Genomic DNA, 20,947 nt, shown 5'->3' on the forward strand with positions numbered 1-20,947 from the left:
ATATACACGTAACTCCATTTCTTTTGTCTTGTTTCTAGACAATTCAAGTATAAAAGAATTGGATGTCTACGTGTTTTTTTATGAATAAAAAGTTGTGTTCAAACCCCAACAAATATTATAGAGCCTTTCTTCTAACCTTAAGTCGTGGTTCTTCCTTTTTTAAGGGGTATCTTGATTTCCATTACCTTTGCCTTTACCATTCCCATTTCCATTGGTAGGATTTTCACTCTGGTCAGGCGAAGTTGTTGTTTCCGTATCTCCTCCAGTGGAGCTATCAGGCTTGGCTTCACCTACCTGAATAAGATTCGAAGGCTTCGATTCCTGTCCTGCGATATCAACAGCTATTACATAGAATTGCCCGTTCCCTGCTTGGAAGGATAGATCTTTTCCAGCTAAGACATTTCCGACAACAGTAACTGAATTATCACCCTTCTTTTGATAAACCCGATATCCTACTACATCATTTTCTCCATGGGCTTTCCAGGTTAATGTTTGGCCAGATGATGAAATTGTAAGAGGCGCCGGAACTTTTCCATTTTCCTTCATTACATTATCAGGAACAAGAATTTTAGACCATTTTTCACCTGAAGGAATTAACTGTTTAGGGTCTGACAGGTTTTTTCCTCCCATTTTTTCTATGAACTCTGGGCTCAATAATAAACCTTCTTGTGTAAATTCTTCTGGAGTTGTTTCTAAAGCAAGATAACGTTTATCGCCAATTGTTACATAGCGTCCTTCGATTAAGCTATTGTCTGTTTCAGTTGGCACAAATTTGGCATTAAAAATGTCTGTTGCCACAAGTCCTGAATCCGCGCAGAGCTCAGAAGGAAGCATTCCCGAGACTGTACAATAGGATCTCTGCACAATTCCGCCAGGCATTTCGAAATTCTCTTTTGGTGCTACCAGGTCCGGGTTGATTTCATAAGCTGCATTCATTAAATCAGCCCATAGATAAATATTCCGTACGCCTGGTGAAAGACTCTTATAGCTAGGTTCTAGCGTTTTGGGCGTATCGTAGCCAATCCAAACTCCAAACGTTACATTAGGATTGGTTGCGACAAACCAGGAATCGTTTGTATCTTGAGAAGTTCCTGTTTTTCCAGCCCAATCAGCCCGGAAGTTCAGGCGTCCTGGCAGTCCGGCAGCGGTTCCTTCAGTAATGACATCTCTCATCATATCAATGGTTAAGTAGGCTGTCTGCCTACTGAATACATCCACTGGCTTGCTTTCATGCTTATAGATGGTCTCTCCATCTTTATTCACAATTTTTTCAATCATATAGGCATCAATAAATTTCCCGTCGTTAGCAAAGGTCGCATAGGCATTTACATTTTCTTCTACAGTTACACCGTAAGTCATCCCGCCTAAGGCCATTGCTATGTTATAGTAATCGCCCTCCGTAAGGGAAGTAAAGCCCATTTTCTTTAAATAATCAGCTGGGCGGTATTGGAGGATGTCGACATAGGCTTTAACGGCAGGAATGTTAAAGGATTTTGTTAATGCATATCTCGCCGTTGTTAAACCATTATAGCCTTTACTATAGTTTTTCGGTTCATAAGACTTTCCGGTCCCATCATCTAAAACTAACTTGACATCCGGAATAATAGAAGCCGGCTGCAGTGTTCCAATCTCAAAAGCTGGGGCGTAAACAAGCAATGGTTTCATTGTCGAACCATTTTGGCGGGTAGCATCAGTTGCATGGTTTGTTTGTTCCCGGCTATGGTCACGCCCGCCAACAAAGCTAATAATTCTGCCGGTTGCATTTTCAATTAAAACAGCACCTGTTTCAACCGGCTCCATCACTATTTCCCCGGTTTCCGGATCTTCCTCAGGTTTATCGTTCCCATAATATGGGAAGTTTTTAGCGACTTCTTGCATTTTGTCATAGATTTCTTTGTCAATCGTTGTATGAATGGAATAACCGTTTTGTCTTAAATTTTTATAGGCTAAATCATAATATTCATTATAAAGGTCGTCGTTTGCCTTGAGGTCTTCCATGGTTAACCCATCTTCTTTGGCAATGATCTCCATTAAAATCTGAGTTGCCCTTTTTTCAACCTCAAAGGTTAGCCAAGGATATTCCTCAATCGGACTTGGTTCCGGCGGAGCAAAATCCTTGGTTATGTCATATTGCATCGCCTGATCAAATTCCTCTTTGGAGATAAACTCTTCTTCATACATTCGGGTAAGAACTGTTTTCATTCTTTCAATCCCAGGTGCCAGCCCCTCAGCTGACTTTACTTTTCCATCTTGTGTGAAAGGCGTGTAGGCAAACGGGCTTTGCGGCAGTCCTGCAATAAAAGCAGCCTGAGGCAAACTTAAACCAGCTGCATCTACCCCGAATATACCTTTAGCCGCTGTTTGAACACCCGCAATATTTCTGCCAGAAGAGTTTCTTCCAAATGGTGAAACATTTAAATAGGCTTCTAAGATTTGTTCTTTTGTAAAAAACTTTTCAAGACGTAAAGCTAATAGAATTTCTTTTGCTTTCCGGTCAAATGATACCTGACTGGTTAAAATCTGGTTCTTTATGAGCTGTTGGGTTAGGGTACTTCCCCCGGATTGCAACGCAGAATTAGAGAACTCTTGATAAAGAGCACGAAGAATCGCTTTTGGAACAATACCAGGGTGCTCCCAGAAATATTCATCCTCAGTAGCAATCAGGGCGTTTTTTAGGTGATCTGAAACATCTTCAAGCTTTACTTCTTCCCGGTCGATATCGGAACGAAGTTTACCTAAGTACACGTTATTGGCAAAATAGACTTCTGAAGTCTCTTCATAGTTGTATATATCCTTTTGCATACTTTCATAAGAGCGCAGGGGCTCGTCTTTTACCAGGGAGGCAAAATAGCCTGCACCTACCCCGCCAGCAAAGGCAGTGCCTAAAATAATTACAATTAAAAAGACTAATAAAATATTCCAGACTACCCCGTATGTAATACGAGCTCCTTTTTTAGTTTTATCACTTGAAAATATTTGATAAATGGAAAGGAGCTTTTCTTTCCATGCGTTTTTGTCCATGATTTCTCCCCCTCTAAAATCAACCCCATTATAGCATAAAATGAGAGGGAAAAGACGATAATTAAAGCAAGGATTGACAAGTAAGAAAAGGTTATGCTAAAAAAGAGATAACATAAATCTGCATGGATGCTATGAAAGGCTTTCAGTAGTTCTTTTATCCCTGTTTTTTAGAGAGCTGATGGACGGTGAGAATCAGTACATATAAAAGAACGAATTACAGGTCTGGAGCACTGATGATCACGGTTCTCGTGATCTAGGCGTATGTCACGTTACGACAATGAGCGGAAAGCAGTAGCTTTCAAGTTGGGTGGTACCGCGGATAATCCGTCCCTGCATGAGCAGGGGCGTTTTTTATTTTGGAAAAAAAGGAGAATAATGATGAATCAGTTATTAGAAGATTTGCGATTTAGAGGACTCATTAACCAAATGACAGATGAAGAAGGGTTGGAAAAGGTATTAAATGAGGAGTCTATTCGTTTATATTGCGGATTTGATCCGACAGCTGACAGTCTTCATATCGGTCACCTGCTGCCAATTCTAATTCTAAGACGTTTTCAGCAGGCCGGACACCGTCCGATTGCATTAGTCGGAGGTGCAACTGGGTTAATCGGTGACCCGAGCGGTAAAAAAGCAGAGAGAACATTAAATTCTACCGAAATTGTCCAGGAGTGGAGCAACAAAATTAAAGACCAGCTATCCCGCTTCCTTGATTTCGATGCTCAGGAAAATCCGGCAATGGTGTCCAACAACTTTGACTGGATTGGACAAATGGATGTTATTACGTTTCTTCGGGATGTTGGTAAAAACTTTGGCCTCAATTATATGCTCGCCAAAGAAACGGTTCAATCAAGAATTGAAACAGGTATCTCCTTCACGGAGTTTAGTTACATGATCCTACAATCGTTAGACTTCTTAAAGCTATACGAAAATGAAGGCTGCAGACTGCAGGTCGGAGGAAGTGACCAGTGGGGAAATATCACTTCCGGGCTTGAATTAATACGTAAATCACATGAAAATGCAAAAGCATTTGGGCTAACTGTCCCGTTAGTGACCAAAGCGGATGGTACGAAATTTGGCAAAACAGAAGGCGGAGCAGTATGGCTTGATCCGGAAAAGACAACTCCATATGAGTTCTACCAATTTTGGATCAATACTGATGACCGTGATGTCGTGAAATACTTAAAATACTTTACGTTCCTGTCTAAAGAAGAGATTGAAGTACTTGAAAAAGAAGTCGAAGAACAACCGCATCTACGTGCTGCTCAAAAAGCACTAGCAGAACAAATGACTAAGCTTGTCCATGGGGAGGAAGCTTTCGAACAAGCAGTGAAAATTACAGAGGCTCTATTCAGCGGAGATATTAAAGGTCTTTCCGCTAATGAAATTGAGCAAGGGTTTAGAGATGTTCCTTCCTATGAAGCAGGAGAAGACAATGGGATTGTTGATTTACTGGTTGCAGCCGGCATCTCTCCATCGAAGCGTCAGGCGAGAGAGGATATTCAATCTGGTGCGATCTATATTAATGGTGACCGTGTCACTGAATTAGACTACGAACTGACAGCTGAAGATAAAATTGAAGGTAAATTTACTATCATCAGAAGAGGGAAGAAGAAGTATTTTCTTATCAGACATAAAGGATAACAATCATCACCCCATTTTCCTATTCAATTGGAAGGTGGGGTTCTGCATGCTAGAGAACGCTTATAATCGGATAGGATAGGATGTTGAAGTCTGGGATGAGCGATATAAGCCTGAAGAGCAGGATAACGAGATCGATGTTTACGTTGCTATGAAATGACATCTTATGCAGAGTTAAACATCAAAAAAACCTCAAATCCTTTGAATAAGGACTTGAGGTTTTTTCTATTAACGAGAATAGAACTCAACGATAAGAGCTTCGTTAATTTCAGCTGGCAATTCAGAACGTTCTGGTAAACGAGTGAAAGTACCCTCTAGCTTGTCAGCATCAAAAGTTAAGAAATCAGGAACAAAGTTGTTCACTTCGATTGCTTCTTTAATGATGTCAAGGTTACGTGATTTTTCACGAACAGAAATAGTTTGACCTGGTTGCACACGGTAAGATGGAATATCTACACGGCTGCCATCAACTAAGATGTGACCGTGGTTTACTAGCTGACGAGCTTGGCGGCGAGTACGCGCAAGACCAAGACGGTAAACAAGGTTATCTAGGCGAGATTCTAATAGAATCATGAAGTTTTCACCGTGTTTACCTGCTAGCTTGCCAGCTTTGTCAAATAGATTACGGAATTGACGTTCGTTAATTCCGTACATATGACGAAGCTTTTGCTTCTCTTGTAATTGAAGACCGTACTCTGATAATTTCTTACGTTGGTTAGGACCGTGTTGTCCAGGTGCATATGGGCGTCTTTCTAGTTCTTTACCAGTACCGCTTAGGGAAATGCCAAGACGGCGTGATAGTTTCCAGCTTGGACCTGTATATCTTGCCATGGAAACTCCTCCTTATTATTAATTTGAGGTAAAATAAGGACAGATGTGTTAAACTCTTTGATCATTTTATCTTCTACATATCTTCGCCCCAGCAGCAGAGGGTTACATGATATGACTTAAGAATCTTAAGCGATAAAATGAAACATAAAAGTATTCCACATAGGCTGCAATATTTTACACAAATTTCATTATATGTTTTACAATAAACAAAGTCAACTCATGTCTTATATGGTAAAATTTATTAAGTGAAACTTGTACCTTTTATTCTCTAATTTTTTACTGTCTTAAAGTATAAAGAAAATAGCAATTAAATCGATAATAACAATGAACACTGATTTTATCGAGAAATTGATTTGATCGTGATTATAGATTGATAGGTGAGAAACGTGAAAGACATAGCAGAACACAGTTTGGATGAATTAAATATAGATACCAATTGGTTTAAACCATTATTCGAGTCCACTAAAATGATCCACCATTTTTCAAACGAACAGGACCTTTATATCTTTTTATTGGATACTGTCAATCGTTTTCAATTGGACAATACTATAATTGAAGTATGGACTTCTGAAGAAGGAGCCGCGAATCATCCGCTTATACATAAAATTAATTACCAGCAATCACCAGAAAGAATCTCTGAGGTTTTTTCATCGGGAGAAATAAGCCAGACAACTATCGAACATAATCTAACCGAAATTGTGATTCCTATTAAAGGTGATCAGGGGATATACGGAGTTTTACTAATCCATACATCCTTAGATGCGGAAAAATTAAAAGTTATTTTCCGGCTGTTATGTGATGAAGCTGGCCAAGGAATTGAAAAAATAAAATTGTATTCGCAATCAAAGCGAAAAATTAAAGAATTAAAGATGCTAAATGATTTTATTTTAAGGCTCAATACAAGTTTGCGCTTTACGGAAAGTCTAAAGCTTTTAAAAGAACATTTTATCGAAACATATAATGCGGCCGAAGTCGGGTTTTTCTTTAAAAATAAAGAGCTTTCGTTTGAACTGTCTAATGTAAGCACGTCATATTTTTTAACTGAAGATGCCTCTTTTTATAATCAATTTGCCGAAGATCATTTTAAACATAGTACAGCTTCTATTTTTATCGGAGATGTGCAGGCTAAACTAGGTTTAATTCAGCCTTCCTTTCAGACTGTTCTGCTGTTTCCTTTTCTTGACGGTGAAGAGTTAATAGGATATACCCTTTTGCTTCATCCGAATAAATATGCGTGTCGATGGGAAATTTTCAAAAATATTGAGACCCTGATTTTTCATTCCTCCCTTGTGATTACCAATGCACTGCTTAAGGAAGAACTAGAAAAAATGGTAATGACCGACCCTCTTACCCATCTTTATTCGAGAAGATATTTAAATAAAAAAATTGAAAAATCAATGCGGGAAGATAATGAGGGCACCTTTATTATCATAGACATAGATAATTTTAAAGAGGTCAATGATCAGTATGGACACCAAGTAGGGGATAATGTGTTAGTCCAAGTCGGCCAACATATTCTCCAAAATATAAGAAAAAATGATATAGGTGCAAGATGGGGCGGAGAAGAGCTTGCTATTTATCTCCCTCGTACCGCGCTCGATGCGGGGTTATTAGTCGCCAGCCGTCTAGTAGAGACCGTATCTAATGTCACTAACCCGTCTATTACTGTGTCTTGTGGTATATCATATTGGAAGAACGATGATCATAGTTCTTCATATAAGAATTTGTTTGCATGGGCGGATCAAGCCCTGTATAAAGCGAAAAGCCTTGGAAAAAACAAAATAATTGTATATGGACATGAATGAACCAAATTAAAAAAAGCTGACATTTGTCAGCTTTTTTAAGTAGTACCTACATATAAGAGGCTAAAACTTTCACAAATTCCTCAAGCATTTTTTCATCAATTTCATCAAAGCGGTCCAATTCAGGACTATCAATGTCTAATACCCCTATAACTTTCCCCTCTTTTAATATAGGGACTACAATTTCGGAGCGGGATGCGGCATCGCAGGCAATGTGACCTGGAAACTGATGCACATCAGGTACTCGCATCGTTTGCTTTGACTTTGCTGCTGTTCCGCAAACTCCTTTTCCAAGCGGTATCCTGACACACGCGGGTAGTCCTTGGAATGGCCCCAGTACAAGCTCGCCATTCTCCTCTAACAAATAGAATCCGACCCAATTAATCCGATCTAAAAATTGATTAAGTAAGGCACTGGCATTACTTAAGTTTGCCACCCGATTTGTTTCTCCCTCAAGCAATGAACTTAACTGTTTTATAACTAAAGCATAGTTTTCTTCTTTTGATTTTGTGTAATGTTCGACTTTAAACAACAATAACCACCTCAAGTCATCGTATAATATTTAACTATTGTATCAGAAAATCGATATTTTTAAGAGAAAGTGTCGAGAACTTTTTAAAGGAAATTGTAAGTTTTAAAAGAAACCATGTAATAAAAGGGATTACTCAAATCCTTGGCTATCTTTTATATTATTGTGTAAATGCTGCTAGTGTCCATTTGTCTTCTCTACTATTCTAAAGAAATGTGAGTGATCAAAATGTCCTATGCCACACATAAAAAAACGGAAATATTAGACTCAGCCTTGTATCTATTCCATACAAAAGGATATGCTGGTACTTCACTTCGCGACATAGCAACAAAGGCAAATGTGAATGTAGCACATATTTCTTATTATTTTCATAATAAACAAGGTTTGCTTGAACATTGCATTGCTATGTTTTTTGAGCCCTATCTGAACGAGATTGAAAAGGCTGTTAGAGAGCTTGAACATAAGGACCCTCGTACCGTTTTAAACGAGCTGATTAAACGGCTTTTAAAATTTCAATGCAAAAACTTATCTCTTACAAGATTTGTATGGCGCGAGCTTTCAATTGATTCCCAAGTTGTTCGCGAAATATTATCGACTTATCTGATGAAAGAGCGTTTTTTGTTGAAAACCATATTTGATGCTGGCAATCGTAAAAGAGTTTTTGTAAAACGGCCAGTTGAATATATGGTCGTGCAATTAAAAGCAATGATTACCATGCCTTTTTTAAATGCACAATATATGGCTGAAATTTGGCAAATCTACCCACAAGATACTTATTTTGCAAATAGATATGCAAAAGAAATTATTGAATGGTTTAACCAATATTTATTTATAACGGAAGAGCAAGCCATGATTGTCAATTAGTAATTCAATAAAATCAATCTGAATTAAATAAAGTCCTGAATCAGAGGATAATCAGCTCCAAGCTCTTTCGCCTGATGGGCATCTGATCCGAATACTAACGGAATTTCCAATTGTTTTGCCAATTTTAAAATGTCTAAATTTGGATATATTTCACGGCACAGCGGTTTACGTAGACCGGCCGTATTCATATCCAATTCATATCCCTTCTCTTTAATCTCTCTCAAAATTTCCATAATGGAAGCAGAGAAAGATTGGAAAGGGGGATATTTTTTTTTGAACTTTGCCGCTAAAGTGATATGTCCTATTCTCTTTGGCTTGAATGGACCTAATTCCGCCTGGATTGATTTTAAAACCTGATCAAAATAGAGCTGATAAACTTCATCAATACCGCCTGTTAAACGAATCGCTTCTGCGAATGTATCAGGACTGTAATCGATACAGATCCATTTATGCTGGCATTGAAGGAAGTGGACAGAAAGAATGCTGTCATCCAAATGCGGACCGTATTTGTTTAAAAATTCTTCAGTTTCTTCTTCAAAACCGGCAATATAATCAATTTCAAATCCAGTTTTAATAGTGATTTTATTTTTATATTGTTCTTTTAGCCGCTTTATTTCCATTATATATGGCTCTACATCCTCAAGCTTAATTGCACTGTCTTGAAGCGGAGCAGGATCATTAAAACTGGAAGGAAGCGGGGCATGTTCTGTAAAAGTAATAGAGGAAAACCCTTTTTTTATAGCTTGTTCTATATATTCTTCAAATGAATCCTTTGTCCCATGCGGGCAAAAAGGAGAATGGATATGGGCATCACGTTTTTCCATTGAATAAGCCTCCGTATTGTCAAAATTCGACTTTGCTGAAAAAACTTTGAAAAACCTTGTAAAATATACACAAAAATCGTCGTTTACATGGTATCATAAAAACATTAGATTCTTCACGATATTTGAATGAGAAATTCTGATATATTTGCATTTGGAACAGGGGGCTTACGATGCAGTACGTAATTGGCATCATCGTCTTCATAATTGCCATAACGTTATTTGGATACATAATTAAAAAAAGAAAATTTAAAGAACTTGATAAGCTAGAAGCCTGGAAAATGGAGTTAATGAATAAGCCAGTACCTTCTGAGCTTTCGAAGGTGAAACAATTAAACATGACTGGCCAAACGGAAGAATTGTTTGAAAAATGGCGAAAGTCATGGGATGAAATCGTTACATATCACCTTCCTGAAGTGGAAGAATTATTATTTGATGCCGAAGAATACACGGAAAAATATAAATTCAAAGCTTTAAAAGGACTTCAGGCTGAGGCTGAAAAAAAACTTACTTTTGTTGAGAACCAGATTGAAAGAATTATTGAAGGACTTCATGATCTATTAGGCAGTGAGGAAAAAAACAAGCAAGATTTAAATGAGGCTAAAGAAAAATACCGTGATTTAAAAAGGACTCTCCTTACAAACCGTTTATCATTCGGAAAATCGGAAGTACGGCTCGAAATCCTATTAGAAGAGATTCTTAGTCAATTTGAAGCGTTTGAGTCAGCGAACGAAAATGGCAATGTTCTAGAGGCAAGAGAAATTATCTTGCATTTAAAAGAACAGCTTGCGAATTTTGAAGCGAAACTCGAACATATCCCAAGACTACTGGCTTTTTGTACACAAGAAGTGCCTGAAAAGACGGCTGAGCTTTTGAGTGGTCACAGGGAAATGGTTGAACAAGGCTATGATTTGGAACATCTTCAAATTGAAAAAGAAGTAGAACGCATTAAAAAGCAAGCGGAAACCTATACCGAATACATTTATAAAGCAGAAATTGACGAGGTCCTCGCTGGAGAACCAGAACTAAGAGAAAACCTTGAAGTCCTATATGATGTGCTGGAAAAAGAAGTTGTAGCCCGAGGTTTTGTTCTCAAACAAAAGGATCAAGCGGCAGAACGTCTAAGCCTGCTTATTTCGGAAGGAAAAAGGATTGAAAGAGAAACGAATTTGGTTAAACAGTCGTATCATATACATGAGTCAGAGTTAGATTCCTTTAAACAGGTGGAAAAGAAACTGATGGCTCTCGATAAACAGTTAAAAAGCTTGATGGAAAAAGTCAATGAGCATAGTATGGCTTATTCATTGTTAAAAGATGAGCTTGAAAGAATTTCTGAGGAATTAGACGATATTATGCGTGAACAAAGTATGTTTGCTGAAAAGCTGCATATGCTCAGGAAGGATGAAATTGAAGCAAGAGAGAAGCTCCAGGAACTCCGCAAGAAAAACACAGAAGTGAAACGTCTCATTTCAAAAAGTAATTTGCCTGGTCTGCCTGAAGAGTTTAAATATTTCCTTGAAGATACACATCGTGCGATTGCCGATGTTTATCAAAGTCTGGAGCAAAAGCCATTAAATATAGCCATCGTTCAGGCTAATCTGGCCAAAGCAGAAGCGACAATGGATAAGTTATATGAACAAATGGAAGAAATGATTGAAAACGTAAGGCTTGCTGAATTTATAATTCAATACGGCAATCGCTATAAACGGCAAGACGAAGAGATTTATGAACAATTATCCAATGCTGAAAAAGCATTTCGGAACTATGAATACTCATTAGCCTTAGAGGAAGCGGCATCAGCCATTGAAAAAGCAGAACCGGGGGCATTAAAAAAATTAGAAGCCTGGATGAATGAAAAAAATTGACCTTTTTGAAGGTCAATTTTTTTTCGCACTTTTAGAAAGTATAAAAATTTAGCACAGTTAATTCGACGTTTAGGAATAAAGTACGACAGGCATTAAACATAAGTAAAGCGATACAGTAGGATGTGGCGTTTCGAGCGTGATAGGTGCGGGTTTGCAATCGCCCGCGCATTAGGCTTGGCGCTAGCCAAGTTTTCTTTATCTTTAATGACCGATTGATGAACTTAAAAGCAGAGTATGATAATATTAACAGTTGAATCGGAGAGAAGGGTGAGGAATATGATTTACTTTGACAATAGTGCGACAACGAAGCCGTTTGAAGAGGTTATTCAATCGTTTACGACTGTCGCGACTGAGTATTACGGAAATCCATCCTCCCTGCACGGACTAGGAGCGGAAGCGGAAAAACTAATGACCCGCGCCAGAGAACAAATTGCACAGCTTATAAGGGTGAAACCGAGAGAAATTGTATTTACATCAGGCGGTACCGAAAGCAACAATTTAGCAATCAAAGGCACGGCACTTGCCCTTCAGTCTAGAGGAAAACATATTATTACTTCTAGTGTTGAACATGCTTCCGTGAAACAAGCATTTAAACAACTTGAGGAGCTTGGATTTAATGTCACGTATTTACCGGTATCAAAAGAAGGCTTGGTTGAAATAGATACACTGGAACAAGCCATTCGAGATGATACCATTTTAATCTCGCTTATCCATGTACAGAATGAAGTCGGAGCAATTCAGCCGATTGAAGAGGCGGGGAGACTATTAAAACAATATCCGAAGATTCAATTCCATGTGGATCATGTTCAAGGTGTTGGAAAAGTACCGCTGCCTTTAGATAAATGGAATGTAGATTTGTGTTCATTTTCCGCTCATAAATTTAATGGTTTAAAAGGGACAGGCTTTTTATTTGTTCGGGAAGGAACTGTTTTATGGCCGTTGTTATCAGGCGGAAGCCAAGAAGGAACATTAAGAAGCGGAACAGAAAATGTCGCCGGATTTGTAGCCATGGCGAAAGCATTGAGGCTTACCTTACAAAAGGACATAAGTCCGCTCGTTCAGCTAAAAGAATACCTGTTGGATGAACTGAAAAAGATCGATCAGGTTGTCATCCATACTCCAAGAGAAGGATCGGCTCCTCATATTTTAAATTTTTCACTTATTGGATTAAAAGGAGAGGTCCTGGTTCATGCACTTGAGAGTCATGATATTTATGTTTCGACAACTAGTGCTTGTTCGTCTAAGAAAAAGGCACACAGTGAAACACTAGAAGCAATGGGAGTTCCTGAACAGGTTGCTAGCGGTGCGCTGAGAATTTCTCTTTCTTGGCATAATACTTTAGAAGAGGGAAAAATCTTCATTCAGGCTCTTAAACAAAGTTTGGCAATGTTAAACAAGACAATGAGGAGATAACATGAAATACGATAGAATTTTAATTCGCTATGGTGAATTATCCACCAAAGGAAGAAACCGAAAAGCTTTTATTAGTCAGTTAAAACATAATATCGGATGGGCGTTTCAAGATTTTGAAGGGATTAAAATCGAGGCTAATCGGGATCGGGCTCATATTTTATTAAACGGTACCAATGAAAAAGCTGTGATTCAGCGCCTAAAAGGTATTTTTGGAATTCAGTCCTTTAGCCCTGTTTTAAAAGTAGCTAAAAATGTGGAGGCCATTCAAAATGGGGTGCTTGAGCTGCTGCGAGAGCATTCAAACCCAAACGAAACATTTAAAATTACAACCAAACGGGCAGATAAAGAATTTCCGCATGATACAAATGAGATGAACCATCTGTTGGGCGGACATATTTTAAAAAGCGGAATAGGGTTGAAGGTTGATGTTCATAAGCCCGATCATAATGTACTGGTCGAAATCCGTAAAGAAGCTGTTTATATTTCTGTTTCAGTGATTCCGGGAGCTGGTGGTTTGCCAGTTGGATCCAGCGGCAAGGCGATGCTGATGCTTTCTGGGGGGATTGACAGCCCTGTAGCAGGATATTTATCTATGAAACGCGGTGTGGAAGTGGAAGCAGTCCACTTCCACAGTCCTCCCTATACAAGTGAGAGAGCGAAACAAAAAGTAATGGACTTAGCTAAAGTACTAAGCACTGTGTCTGGGAAAATAAAAGTGCATATTGTACCTTTTACAAAAATTCAAGAAACTATTCAAGCCCAAGTTCCCGAAAATGTGACAATGACTTCCACCCGAAGATTTATGCTGAAAATAACGGACCAAATTCGTGAAAAATCTAAGGGGCTTGCCATTATTACAGGAGAAAGCTTAGGACAGGTCGCGAGTCAGACCCTTGAAAGTATGTATGCAATTAATAGTGTAACATCAACCCCTGTACTCAGACCTTTGCTTGCCATGGATAAAACAGAAATTATGAACATTGCGCGGGACATTGGAACATACGACATTTCCAACCGGCCATATGAAGATTGTTGTACGATTTTTACTCCGAGTATGCCAAAAACCAAACCGAAAAAGGAAAAAGTGGAACATTATGAAAGTTATGTAGATTTCACGGATTTAATCGAAGAAGCTATCCAAAATACGGAAACTTTTATTATTACACCGGAAGACAAATCAGCAGATGAAGAGGTTAACTCGCTATTCTGATTTGTGAACAATTACCATCTGGTGTATCGAATGAAACTCCTTGTTCTGTCGCAATCTATAGGTACAAGGAGGTGAACAAACATGGCGAGAAACAATAATAATAATCAACTTCTTGTACCTGGAGTACAACAAGCTCTTGATCAAATGAAGATTGAAATTGCTCAAGAATTTGGTGTACAACTTGGCGCTGATACTACTTCACGTGCTAACGGATCTGTTGGTGGTGAAATTACAAAGCGTCTAGTATCTATGGCAGAAAGCCAATTAGGCGGATTTTCAAGATAATTAAATAGATTTAAATGGCTACGAAGAACGGGCGCGTTTGCCCGTTCTTTTTTGGTATTCGAAAGATAACAGGGGCAAGGCCGCGAGAAATCTGACAAACTTCTATCTTTTTTTGATATTTCTTTCTATTAATAAAACTAACAATATTTTGTATAATAGTACTAACTTAAATAGGGGAGGAGATTGAAGCGTGGATAGAGAACAATTAATTGCGCCAGAACAGTATAATATCGTGAATGAGATTGAGCGTTATACTCAAGATGGGAACATGCTTGCCTTGCTTTTAGAAAAAGAGAGTGGGGAAAAGGAACAGCTTACCTACAAAGAGCTGATAGAATCGGCAAGTCAATGAGCACATGTCATGAAAAATGCCGGACTAAAAAAGGGAGATGCCGTCCTCATTATCCTGCCAAGGTCGATTGAAGCCTATATCGGATATGTGGCAGCATTAAAAGCTGGGCTAGTTGTCATCCCTTCTTCAGAAATGCTTCGTGCAAAAGATATCGAATACCGTCTTACTCATGGTGATGCGAAGGCCATTATTGCTTCTTACAGCTTAGTTTCTGAAGTGGAAAAAGCGGCAGGGATATCTGCTATACATAAATTTGTTGTGGGCAAATCTGCCGAAGATTGGGTTCATATTTCTGACCAAGCTAAACTTGAGCCTACCTATTTTGAAACCGTTTCCACCAATAGAGATGATGTGTCATTTTTATCTTATACCTCCGGAACAACCGGTAATCCAAAAGGAGTCATTCATACTCATGGTTGGGGATATGCCCATTTAAGGACAGCAGCTGAAAAATGGCTGGCTGTAAAAGAAGGGGATATAGTCTGGGCAACTGCTGGTCCAGGCTGGCAAAAATGGATTTGGAGTCCCTTTTTGTCCGTGTTGGGAATGGGAGCTACCGGATTCGTTTATCAGGGAAAATTTGAACCAGAGAAGTATTTACAATTGCTAGATCAGTATCAAATTAACGTCTTATGCTGTACTCCAACTGAGTATCGTTTAATGGCGAAGGTGAATGATCTAGAAAAATATAAACTTTCCAGTCTCCACAGTGCTGTCTCAGCAGGTGAACCGTTAAACAGGGAAGTTATTGATACCTTCAAACATTATTTTAAAATCGAGGTCAGAGACGGATACGGGCAAACTGAAAATACCCTATTGCTAGGCGTTATGAAGGGTATGAAGCTTAAACCGGGTTCGATGGGGAAACCGACTCCAGGCAATTCGGTAGCGATTATTAATGAGGAAGGAAATCTGTGTCTGCCTGGTGAAGTGGGCGATATCGCCGTTCACATCGAATCTCCGGCACTGTTTAAATATTATTATAAAGATCCGGAACGAACAGCGAAGCAATTCAGGGGAGATTATTATGTGACAGGAGACAAAGCTCGCATGGATGACGAGGGCTATTTTTGGTTTGAGGGCCGCGGAGATGATATGATCATCAGCTCAGGTTATACGATTGGTCCTTTTGAGGTGGAGGATGCACTCGTGAAACATCCAAAAGTAAAAGAATGTGCAGTGGTTGCCAGTCCAGATGAAATTCGCGGACATGTAGTCAAAGCCTTTGTCGTACTAAAGGGAGACATTCCTGATGAAACATCTGAATTAACGAAAGAGCTGCAGGAACATGTCAAAGCCCTAACCGCACCATATAAATATCCAAGAAAAATCGAATACGTTTCTGATTTGCCAAAAACCACTTCAGGTAAAATCAGAAGAGTCGAACTAAGACAAAAAGAGCTTCTTGCTTTTCAAAACTCATCCGGTTCTGTAAAATAAAGGTGTGGCAGCCTCATAGCTGCCCATTTTTTTATAATTAAAGAAAGTATAAAATTTTTGCGATAAGGCATATTCGGAGCATTTAAAATTGTAGGATAAAGCACGGCAGGCAAGGATGCCCTAATAGATTTACAGTAGATAGAAGGAGAATGAGAGATGGGGACACTTTGGTACGGCGGGTCTATTTATACACTTCGCCAAGAGGGTGAAAAAGTTGAAGCCGTTTTTACAAAGAACGGAAAAATTGCAGATACAGGAAAAATAGCAAATTTAAAGAATACATATAAAGATGAAATTCAAAATGAAATTGATCTGCGAGGATCTATGATGCTGCCAGGTTTGGTAGACAGCCATATGCATCTCATTGGTTACGGGGAATCGCTGCTGCGATTAGATTTAACGACCGTCCGCTCTAAGCAAGAATTATTAAATCAGGTCAGGATGAGAGCGGAAATCGCAAGCCAAGGTGAATGGATTGTTGGAGAAGGCTGGGATGAAAATAATTGGGATCAAATTGAGATCCCAACCAGCCAAGAGCTTAGTGAAGTGGCGCCATACAACCCTGTCCTTTTAAAAAGAACATGCCGGCATGCAATTGTGGTCAATCATGAAGCACTTAAAAGGGCTAATATTGATAAAGATACACCCAATCCTCCTGGAGGAATTATTGAAAGGGACATGAATGGAGAATTAACGGGCTACCTAAAGGACCAGGCGCAGGAATTAGTATTTAAAGTCCAGCCAAAAGTCGATCATACTTATTTGGAAAACGCTCTTACAACTGCGATTCAAAGTGCGTGGAGATTAGGTTTAACAGGCGGTCACACAGAAGATTTAAGTTATTATGGAGATTTCTTGGTCACTTATAGGGCATTTGAAAACGTCATTTTAAAAAATAACATGCCTTTCCGGGCTCACCTTTTGGTCCATCATACCGTCATTGATGAGTGGAAGGAGAATGGGTTTGATCAGCTGGGCTGCAACGCTTTTATCGATTTTGGGGCAATGAAAATTTTTGCCGATGGAGCTCTTGGCGGTCGTACTGCATTATTAAGTCAGCCTTATGCAGATGACCCGGCAACCAATGGAGTTGCCATTCACTCGAAGGAACAGCTGCTTCAGCTTGTGGAAAAGGCAAGGTCATACCAGCTGCCAGTCGCAGTCCACGCAATCGGGGACTTGGCATTTGAATATGTACTTGAAGCGATTGAAAAATCCCCCACTCCAGCCGGAAAAAGAGATCGTTTGATCCATGCCCAAATCTTACGGAAGGATTTAGTTGAAAGAAGCAAGAAATTATCTGTTATCTTTGATATACAGCCTCGATTTGTTGCTTCCGATTTTCCGTGGGTGCTGGAGAGGGTTGGGGCTCAAACATATGATTATCTTTATGCATGGAAGTCTTTATTGGAAGAAGGAATTGCGCTTGCTGGAGGTTCTGATGCGCCGATAGAGCCGCTAGATCCTTTGCTGGGTATACATGCGGCTGTTACCCGTACCAAACCTTACGATACTCAACATCAGGTATTTATGGCTGAACAGCGTTTGTCGATGTATGAAGCCCTTTCTTTATTTACAAAGGGATCTGCCTATGCTGAAAATAAGGAATTAGAGTATGGAACCATCGAATCAGGGAAACGAGCAGATTTCACTATTTTGAATCAGGATTTATTTCAAATCAATCATGAGCGGATTCTAGATACAAAAGTGGCGGCAACCGTGATTAATGAACAGCTTGTGTATATTAATGAGGAAGGCCCAATTCGAGTTTAAAAAAATGGAGTCTCCCTATAATTATATAATTTCGAGAATAGAATGAATTGAGGGGACTAAGGTGAATCAAGAGGAAAAGAAAGGGATAATTTATGCAGCCAGTTCCTATGTGGTATGGGGATTTCTCCCTCTTTATTGGAAATGGCTTGACCATGTTGGATCCTATGAGATTCTAGCGCACCGGATCATCTGGTCCTTTATTTTCATGGTTGGTTTTTTAGCAGTAACAAAAAGCTTTAAAAAAATCAGGGAAACACTCACTTATTTGGCAGAGGATAAAAAAAGAATAGCAGTTCTTGTTTCGGCATCGGCACTGATCACCGTTAATTGGCTTTTATATATTTATGCGGTTAACAGTGATCACATAGTTCAAACTAGCCTTGGCTATTATATAAATCCGCTCGTGAGTGTTTTGCTTGGAATTGTGTTTTTAAAGGAATCATTAAAAAAATTAGAGGTTTTTTCTTTATTTTTGGCACTTGCAGGTGTGTTAGTCATGACGATTTCCTATGGGCATATCCCGTGGTTAGCATTAGGATTAGCTTTAAGTTTTGGAGTCTACGGTTTATTAAAGAAGATAGTGAAACTTGAATCATCCGTCGGGCTCATGCTTGAAACTTTCATTATGCTGCCGTTTGCCTTTATTTTTGTCATCGGGCTTACTGCAGAACAACAATCTTCCTTTTTACAGGCGGACGTGCCTACAACGATTTTAATGATTGGATCCGGAGCAGCAACGGCAATCCCGCTCTTATGGTTTGCAATGGGGACACAGCGAATTCCTCTTAATCTTATAGGCTTTTTACAATACATTGCACCATCACTGATGCTTCTGATTGGAGTGTTTTTGTATCACGAACCATTTACAGTAACCGATCAGCTTGGATTTGCCTTTATATGGAGTGCGCTTATCTTATTTACATTTTCAAAAATGAAAAAACCGCATGCACGAAATCGTTTTAAGGAAAAAGAACAACAGGTTCAGGCATAATCTAAAAAAGGCTCTGTCACGTATTCGGACAGCAGCCTTTTTTTGTTTAAAAATCGGGCGATTGGACAATACTGATAAGCTGAAAGGTAGTGAAAACAGTGATATGGGTAGGCTAGTTGGAATTCTCGTTCTAATTCTTTTACTCCTTATTTTCACAAGAGTGACAGTGGAAATTGACTTTTATCATGGCAATGACAATGATCATTTAAAGATTAAATTTTTTGCCTGGTTCAGACTCATTCGCTATACGGTTGATGTGCCTATAGTAAAAATAGATAAGGATTCTAAAGCCTTAGTTCTGAAGCAAGAATTAAAACCAGGGCAAACAGAAAAACCAAAAAAGGAGAAGAAACAGAGAATCACTCCTGCTACGATTATTAAAAATTTAAAAAATGTAAAAGAAGTACTTGTCCATATTGTTGATTTTCACAGGATTCTATCAAATTTTCTCAAAAAAATACAGATAAAAAAATTAATTTGGCACACTTCAGTGGGTATCGGCGATGCTAGCTACACCGGTGTTTTAACAGGGATTATTTGGTCCTTGAAAGGAACTATTCTGGGACTGATCAGTAAATATATGAGACTTAGAGTTCAACCCAATATTATGGTTACTCCACAATTTCAACAAATGATTTCAAGTATGTCATTTCAATGTATGATACAGTTTTGGGTTGGGCATGCTTTACTAGTAGGAATCAAGATGCTGGCTTTTTGGCGTGGAGGAATGCCGAAGTTTCAAACTACTCCTTCAGCAAAAGCTGCTAAAAGTTCAACAGATAAATTATTATCATAGGAGGCTACCACTGTGTCTGAGCATCCAATCCAAGGTTTAATGACTACGGCAATGGAAAATTTAAAAGAAATGATCGATGTCAATACGATTATTGGAGATCCTGTTGAAACTCCGGATGGCGGTGTGATATTAACGGTTTCAAAGGTTGGATTCGGGTTTGCAGCAGGGGGAAGTGAGTTTATTGTAGATGGACAATCCGGTAATCAAGGCGGAGAACAATCTGCTAAACATCCATTTGGTGGAGGTAGCGGAGGAGGAGTATCAATTACTCCAATTGCATTTTTAATTGTCAATCAGCAGGGTGTGAAAATGCTTCACTTAGATGAGAACACCCACCTTCTTGAAAAGATACTGGATTTAGCTCCAGGAGCAGTCGAAAAGGTGCAGCAATTGCTATCAAAAAATAATCAGAATAACAGCGGCAATAATAAAAAACAAAACGTTGATGACCTTGATATCTAATAAATAACCAAAGCGGATTGCAATCATGTCATTTCTTGAGAGCTCATTTCATTTCAATGAAATGAGTTTTTTTCTTATGGCTATCGATAACAGTGCAACTTCGCATGTGTCTACTCCTTACGGTTCGCCAATCAGCGTGTTTTCTTTACAAATTAATATCAGCGAGGTTATGATGATATTATCAAAATACATAGGAGGGCTTTGATATGGCTACAGTAACATTTAAAGGAAATCCAGTTACACTTGTAGGACAGGCAGTAAAAGTTGGTGATCAGGCACCTAATTTTACTGTTTTGGCAAATGACCTCTCGGAAGTGACACTAGACTCAAGCAAAGGAAATGTAAGATTAATTAGTGTGGTTCCTTCTCTGGACACGGGTGTTTGTGATGCGCAAACCAGAAGATTTAATGAAGAAGCCGCGAATTTAGGAAATGTAAAAGTTTTAACGATAAGTATGGATCTGCCGTTTGCACAAAAAAGATGGTGTGGTGCGAACGGGATTGAAAATGTGCAAACCCTCTCTGATCATCGAGATGCATCATTTGGCAAAGCATATGGCGTCTTAATGGAAGAGCTAAGACTATTGGCACGATCTATATTTGTCATAGATTCCAATGACAAGGTTACATATGTGGAGTACGTAAGTGAAGGTACGAACCATCCTAATTATGAAGCCGCAATTGAAGCCGTAAAGCAAGCAAAATAAAAGAGGATATATGAAAAGACCTCGTTTCTGACAAAACGGGGTTCTTTATTGTACTTTAAGAAAGCATAAAATGTTTAGCAAAGAGGCAGATTCGACGTAGTTTAACAAAATAAAGTATAAGTGCAATTAGGAGTGCTTAAAGGCTTG

16 protein-coding genes, 1 pseudogene and 1 other annotated feature are annotated in these 20,947 nt (G+C 38.9%); of the genes and pseudogenes, 13 read left to right on the forward strand and 4 right to left on the reverse strand.

Annotated features, from left to right (window positions below; translation table 11 throughout):
- Nucleotides 1–159: 159 nt before the first annotated feature.
- Complete coding sequence (locus MLE14_RS16890; protein WP_243299591.1) at nt 160–3,021, reverse strand: transglycosylase domain-containing protein; 2,862 nt, start codon at nt 3,019–3,021, stop codon at nt 160–162.
- 122 nt (nt 3,022–3,143) lie between these two features.
- Nucleotides 3,144–3,356: a binding site (T-box leader), on the forward strand.
- A 43-nt stretch (nt 3,357–3,399) separates the two neighbouring features.
- On the opposite strand from MLE14_RS16890, the gene tyrS reads away from it, so the two are divergent.
- Entirely contained in the window at nt 3,400–4,662 is a 1,263-nt protein-coding gene (tyrS, locus tag MLE14_RS16895) for a tyrosine--tRNA ligase (RefSeq protein WP_243299592.1), read from the forward strand.
- A 225-nt stretch (nt 4,663–4,887) separates the two neighbouring features.
- Here tyrS and rpsD read toward each other — a convergent pair whose 3' ends face one another.
- On the reverse strand, nt 4,888–5,490 hold the full coding sequence (gene rpsD, locus MLE14_RS16900) for a 30S ribosomal protein S4 (protein ID WP_243299593.1): 603 nt from the start codon (nt 5,488–5,490) through the stop codon (nt 4,888–4,890).
- Between the two features lie 386 nt (nt 5,491–5,876).
- Here rpsD and MLE14_RS22625 point away from each other — a divergent pair, with 386 nt between their 5' ends.
- Nucleotides 5,877–7,295 carry a GGDEF domain-containing protein gene (locus MLE14_RS22625; RefSeq protein ID WP_243299594.1) on the forward strand — a complete coding sequence of 473 codons (1,419 nt, stop codon included), beginning with the start codon at nt 5,877–5,879 and terminating at the stop codon, nt 7,293–7,295.
- A 46-nt stretch (nt 7,296–7,341) separates the two neighbouring features.
- On the opposite strand, the gene MLE14_RS16910 is transcribed toward MLE14_RS22625, so the two are convergent.
- A complete protein-coding gene (locus MLE14_RS16910; RefSeq protein ID WP_243299595.1) occupies nt 7,342–7,824 on the reverse strand; it encodes a GAF domain-containing protein in 483 nt (160 codons plus the stop codon).
- A gap of 225 nt (nt 7,825–8,049) precedes the next feature.
- On the opposite strand from MLE14_RS16910, the gene refZ reads away from it, so the two are divergent.
- A complete protein-coding gene (refZ, locus tag MLE14_RS16915) occupies nt 8,050–8,685 on the forward strand; it encodes a forespore capture DNA-binding protein RefZ (RefSeq protein WP_243299596.1) in 636 nt (211 codons plus the stop codon).
- A gap of 23 nt (nt 8,686–8,708) precedes the next feature.
- On the opposite strand, the gene hisJ is transcribed toward refZ, so the two are convergent.
- Nucleotides 8,709–9,509, reverse strand: a complete 801-nt coding sequence (gene hisJ / locus MLE14_RS16920) for a histidinol-phosphatase HisJ (RefSeq protein ID WP_243299597.1) — start codon at nt 9,507–9,509, stop codon at nt 8,709–8,711.
- 170 nt (nt 9,510–9,679) lie between these two features.
- Between hisJ and ezrA the strand changes: the two genes are divergently transcribed.
- The 10 genes and pseudogenes from ezrA to tpx all read left to right on the forward strand — a co-directional run bounded on the left by ezrA (nt 9,680) and on the right by tpx (nt 20,800).
- The gene (ezrA, locus tag MLE14_RS16925) at nt 9,680–11,371 is read left to right on the forward strand and encodes a septation ring formation regulator EzrA (RefSeq protein ID WP_243299598.1); all 1,692 of its coding nucleotides are present in this window, start codon (nt 9,680–9,682) and stop codon (nt 11,369–11,371) included.
- Nucleotides 11,372–11,647: 276 nt separating this feature from the next.
- Nucleotides 11,648–12,784: a cysteine desulfurase family protein gene (locus tag MLE14_RS16930; protein ID WP_243299599.1), complete on the forward strand. Its 1,137-nt coding sequence runs from the start codon at nt 11,648–11,650 to the stop codon at nt 12,782–12,784.
- 1 nt (nt 12,785) lies between these two features.
- Entirely contained in the window at nt 12,786–13,994 is a 1,209-nt protein-coding gene (gene thiI, locus MLE14_RS16935; RefSeq protein WP_243299600.1) for a tRNA uracil 4-sulfurtransferase ThiI, read from the forward strand.
- Nucleotides 13,995–14,075: 81 nt separating this feature from the next.
- Nucleotides 14,076–14,279 (forward strand): alpha/beta-type small acid-soluble spore protein, encoded by a 204-nt coding sequence (locus MLE14_RS16940; protein ID WP_097158979.1) that lies wholly within the window; start codon nt 14,076–14,078, stop codon nt 14,277–14,279.
- A gap of 190 nt (nt 14,280–14,469) precedes the next feature.
- Nucleotides 14,470–16,071 (forward strand): annotated as a pseudogene (mbcS, locus tag MLE14_RS16945) (acyl-CoA synthetase MbcS).
- A gap of 156 nt (nt 16,072–16,227) precedes the next feature.
- A complete protein-coding gene (locus MLE14_RS16950; protein WP_243299601.1) occupies nt 16,228–17,844 on the forward strand; it encodes an amidohydrolase in 1,617 nt (538 codons plus the stop codon).
- A gap of 61 nt (nt 17,845–17,905) precedes the next feature.
- Nucleotides 17,906–18,835: an EamA family transporter RarD gene (rarD, locus tag MLE14_RS16955; protein ID WP_243299602.1), complete on the forward strand. Its 930-nt coding sequence runs from the start codon at nt 17,906–17,908 to the stop codon at nt 18,833–18,835.
- Between the two features lie 61 nt (nt 18,836–18,896).
- Nucleotides 18,897–19,631, forward strand: a complete 735-nt coding sequence (locus MLE14_RS16960; protein ID WP_243299603.1) for a DUF2953 domain-containing protein — start codon at nt 18,897–18,899, stop codon at nt 19,629–19,631.
- A 12-nt stretch (nt 19,632–19,643) separates the two neighbouring features.
- Nucleotides 19,644–20,093 (forward strand): GerW family sporulation protein, encoded by a 450-nt coding sequence (ytfJ, locus tag MLE14_RS16965; protein ID WP_243299604.1) that lies wholly within the window; start codon nt 19,644–19,646, stop codon nt 20,091–20,093.
- Nucleotides 20,094–20,299: 206 nt separating this feature from the next.
- Nucleotides 20,300–20,800 (forward strand): thiol peroxidase, encoded by a 501-nt coding sequence (tpx, locus tag MLE14_RS16970; protein WP_243299605.1) that lies wholly within the window; start codon nt 20,300–20,302, stop codon nt 20,798–20,800.
- The last annotated feature ends 147 nt before the right edge of the window (nt 20,801–20,947 follow it).

Source organism: Bacillus litorisediminis, from assembly GCF_022808645.1.
GTDB lineage: Bacteria > Bacillota > Bacilli > Bacillales > JC228 > Bacillus_BF > Bacillus_BF litorisediminis.

What these genes read in the sequence shown, in the direction of transcription:
- MLE14_RS16890 (WP_243299591.1), bottom strand. Translation starts at nt 3,021, where the DNA reads ATGGACAAAAACGCATGGAAAGAAAAGCTCCTTTCCATTTATCAAATA.
- tyrS (WP_243299592.1), top strand. Translation starts at nt 3,400, where the DNA reads ATGAATCAGTTATTAGAAGATTTGCGATTTAGAGGACTCATTAACCAA.
- rpsD (WP_243299593.1), bottom strand. Translation starts at nt 5,490, where the DNA reads ATGGCAAGATATACAGGTCCAAGCTGGAAACTATCACGCCGTCTTGGC.
- refZ (WP_243299596.1), top strand. Translation starts at nt 8,050, where the DNA reads ATGTCCTATGCCACACATAAAAAAACGGAAATATTAGACTCAGCCTTG.
- hisJ (WP_243299597.1), bottom strand. Translation starts at nt 9,509, where the DNA reads ATGGAAAAACGTGATGCCCATATCCATTCTCCTTTTTGCCCGCATGGG.
- ezrA (WP_243299598.1), top strand. Translation starts at nt 9,680, where the DNA reads ATGCAGTACGTAATTGGCATCATCGTCTTCATAATTGCCATAACGTTA.
- MLE14_RS16930 (WP_243299599.1), top strand. Translation starts at nt 11,648, where the DNA reads ATGATTTACTTTGACAATAGTGCGACAACGAAGCCGTTTGAAGAGGTT.
- thiI (WP_243299600.1), top strand. Translation starts at nt 12,786, where the DNA reads ATGAAATACGATAGAATTTTAATTCGCTATGGTGAATTATCCACCAAA.
- MLE14_RS16940 (WP_097158979.1), top strand. Translation starts at nt 14,076, where the DNA reads ATGGCGAGAAACAATAATAATAATCAACTTCTTGTACCTGGAGTACAA.
- MLE14_RS16950 (WP_243299601.1), top strand. Translation starts at nt 16,228, where the DNA reads ATGGGGACACTTTGGTACGGCGGGTCTATTTATACACTTCGCCAAGAG.
- tpx (WP_243299605.1), top strand. Translation starts at nt 20,300, where the DNA reads ATGGCTACAGTAACATTTAAAGGAAATCCAGTTACACTTGTAGGACAG.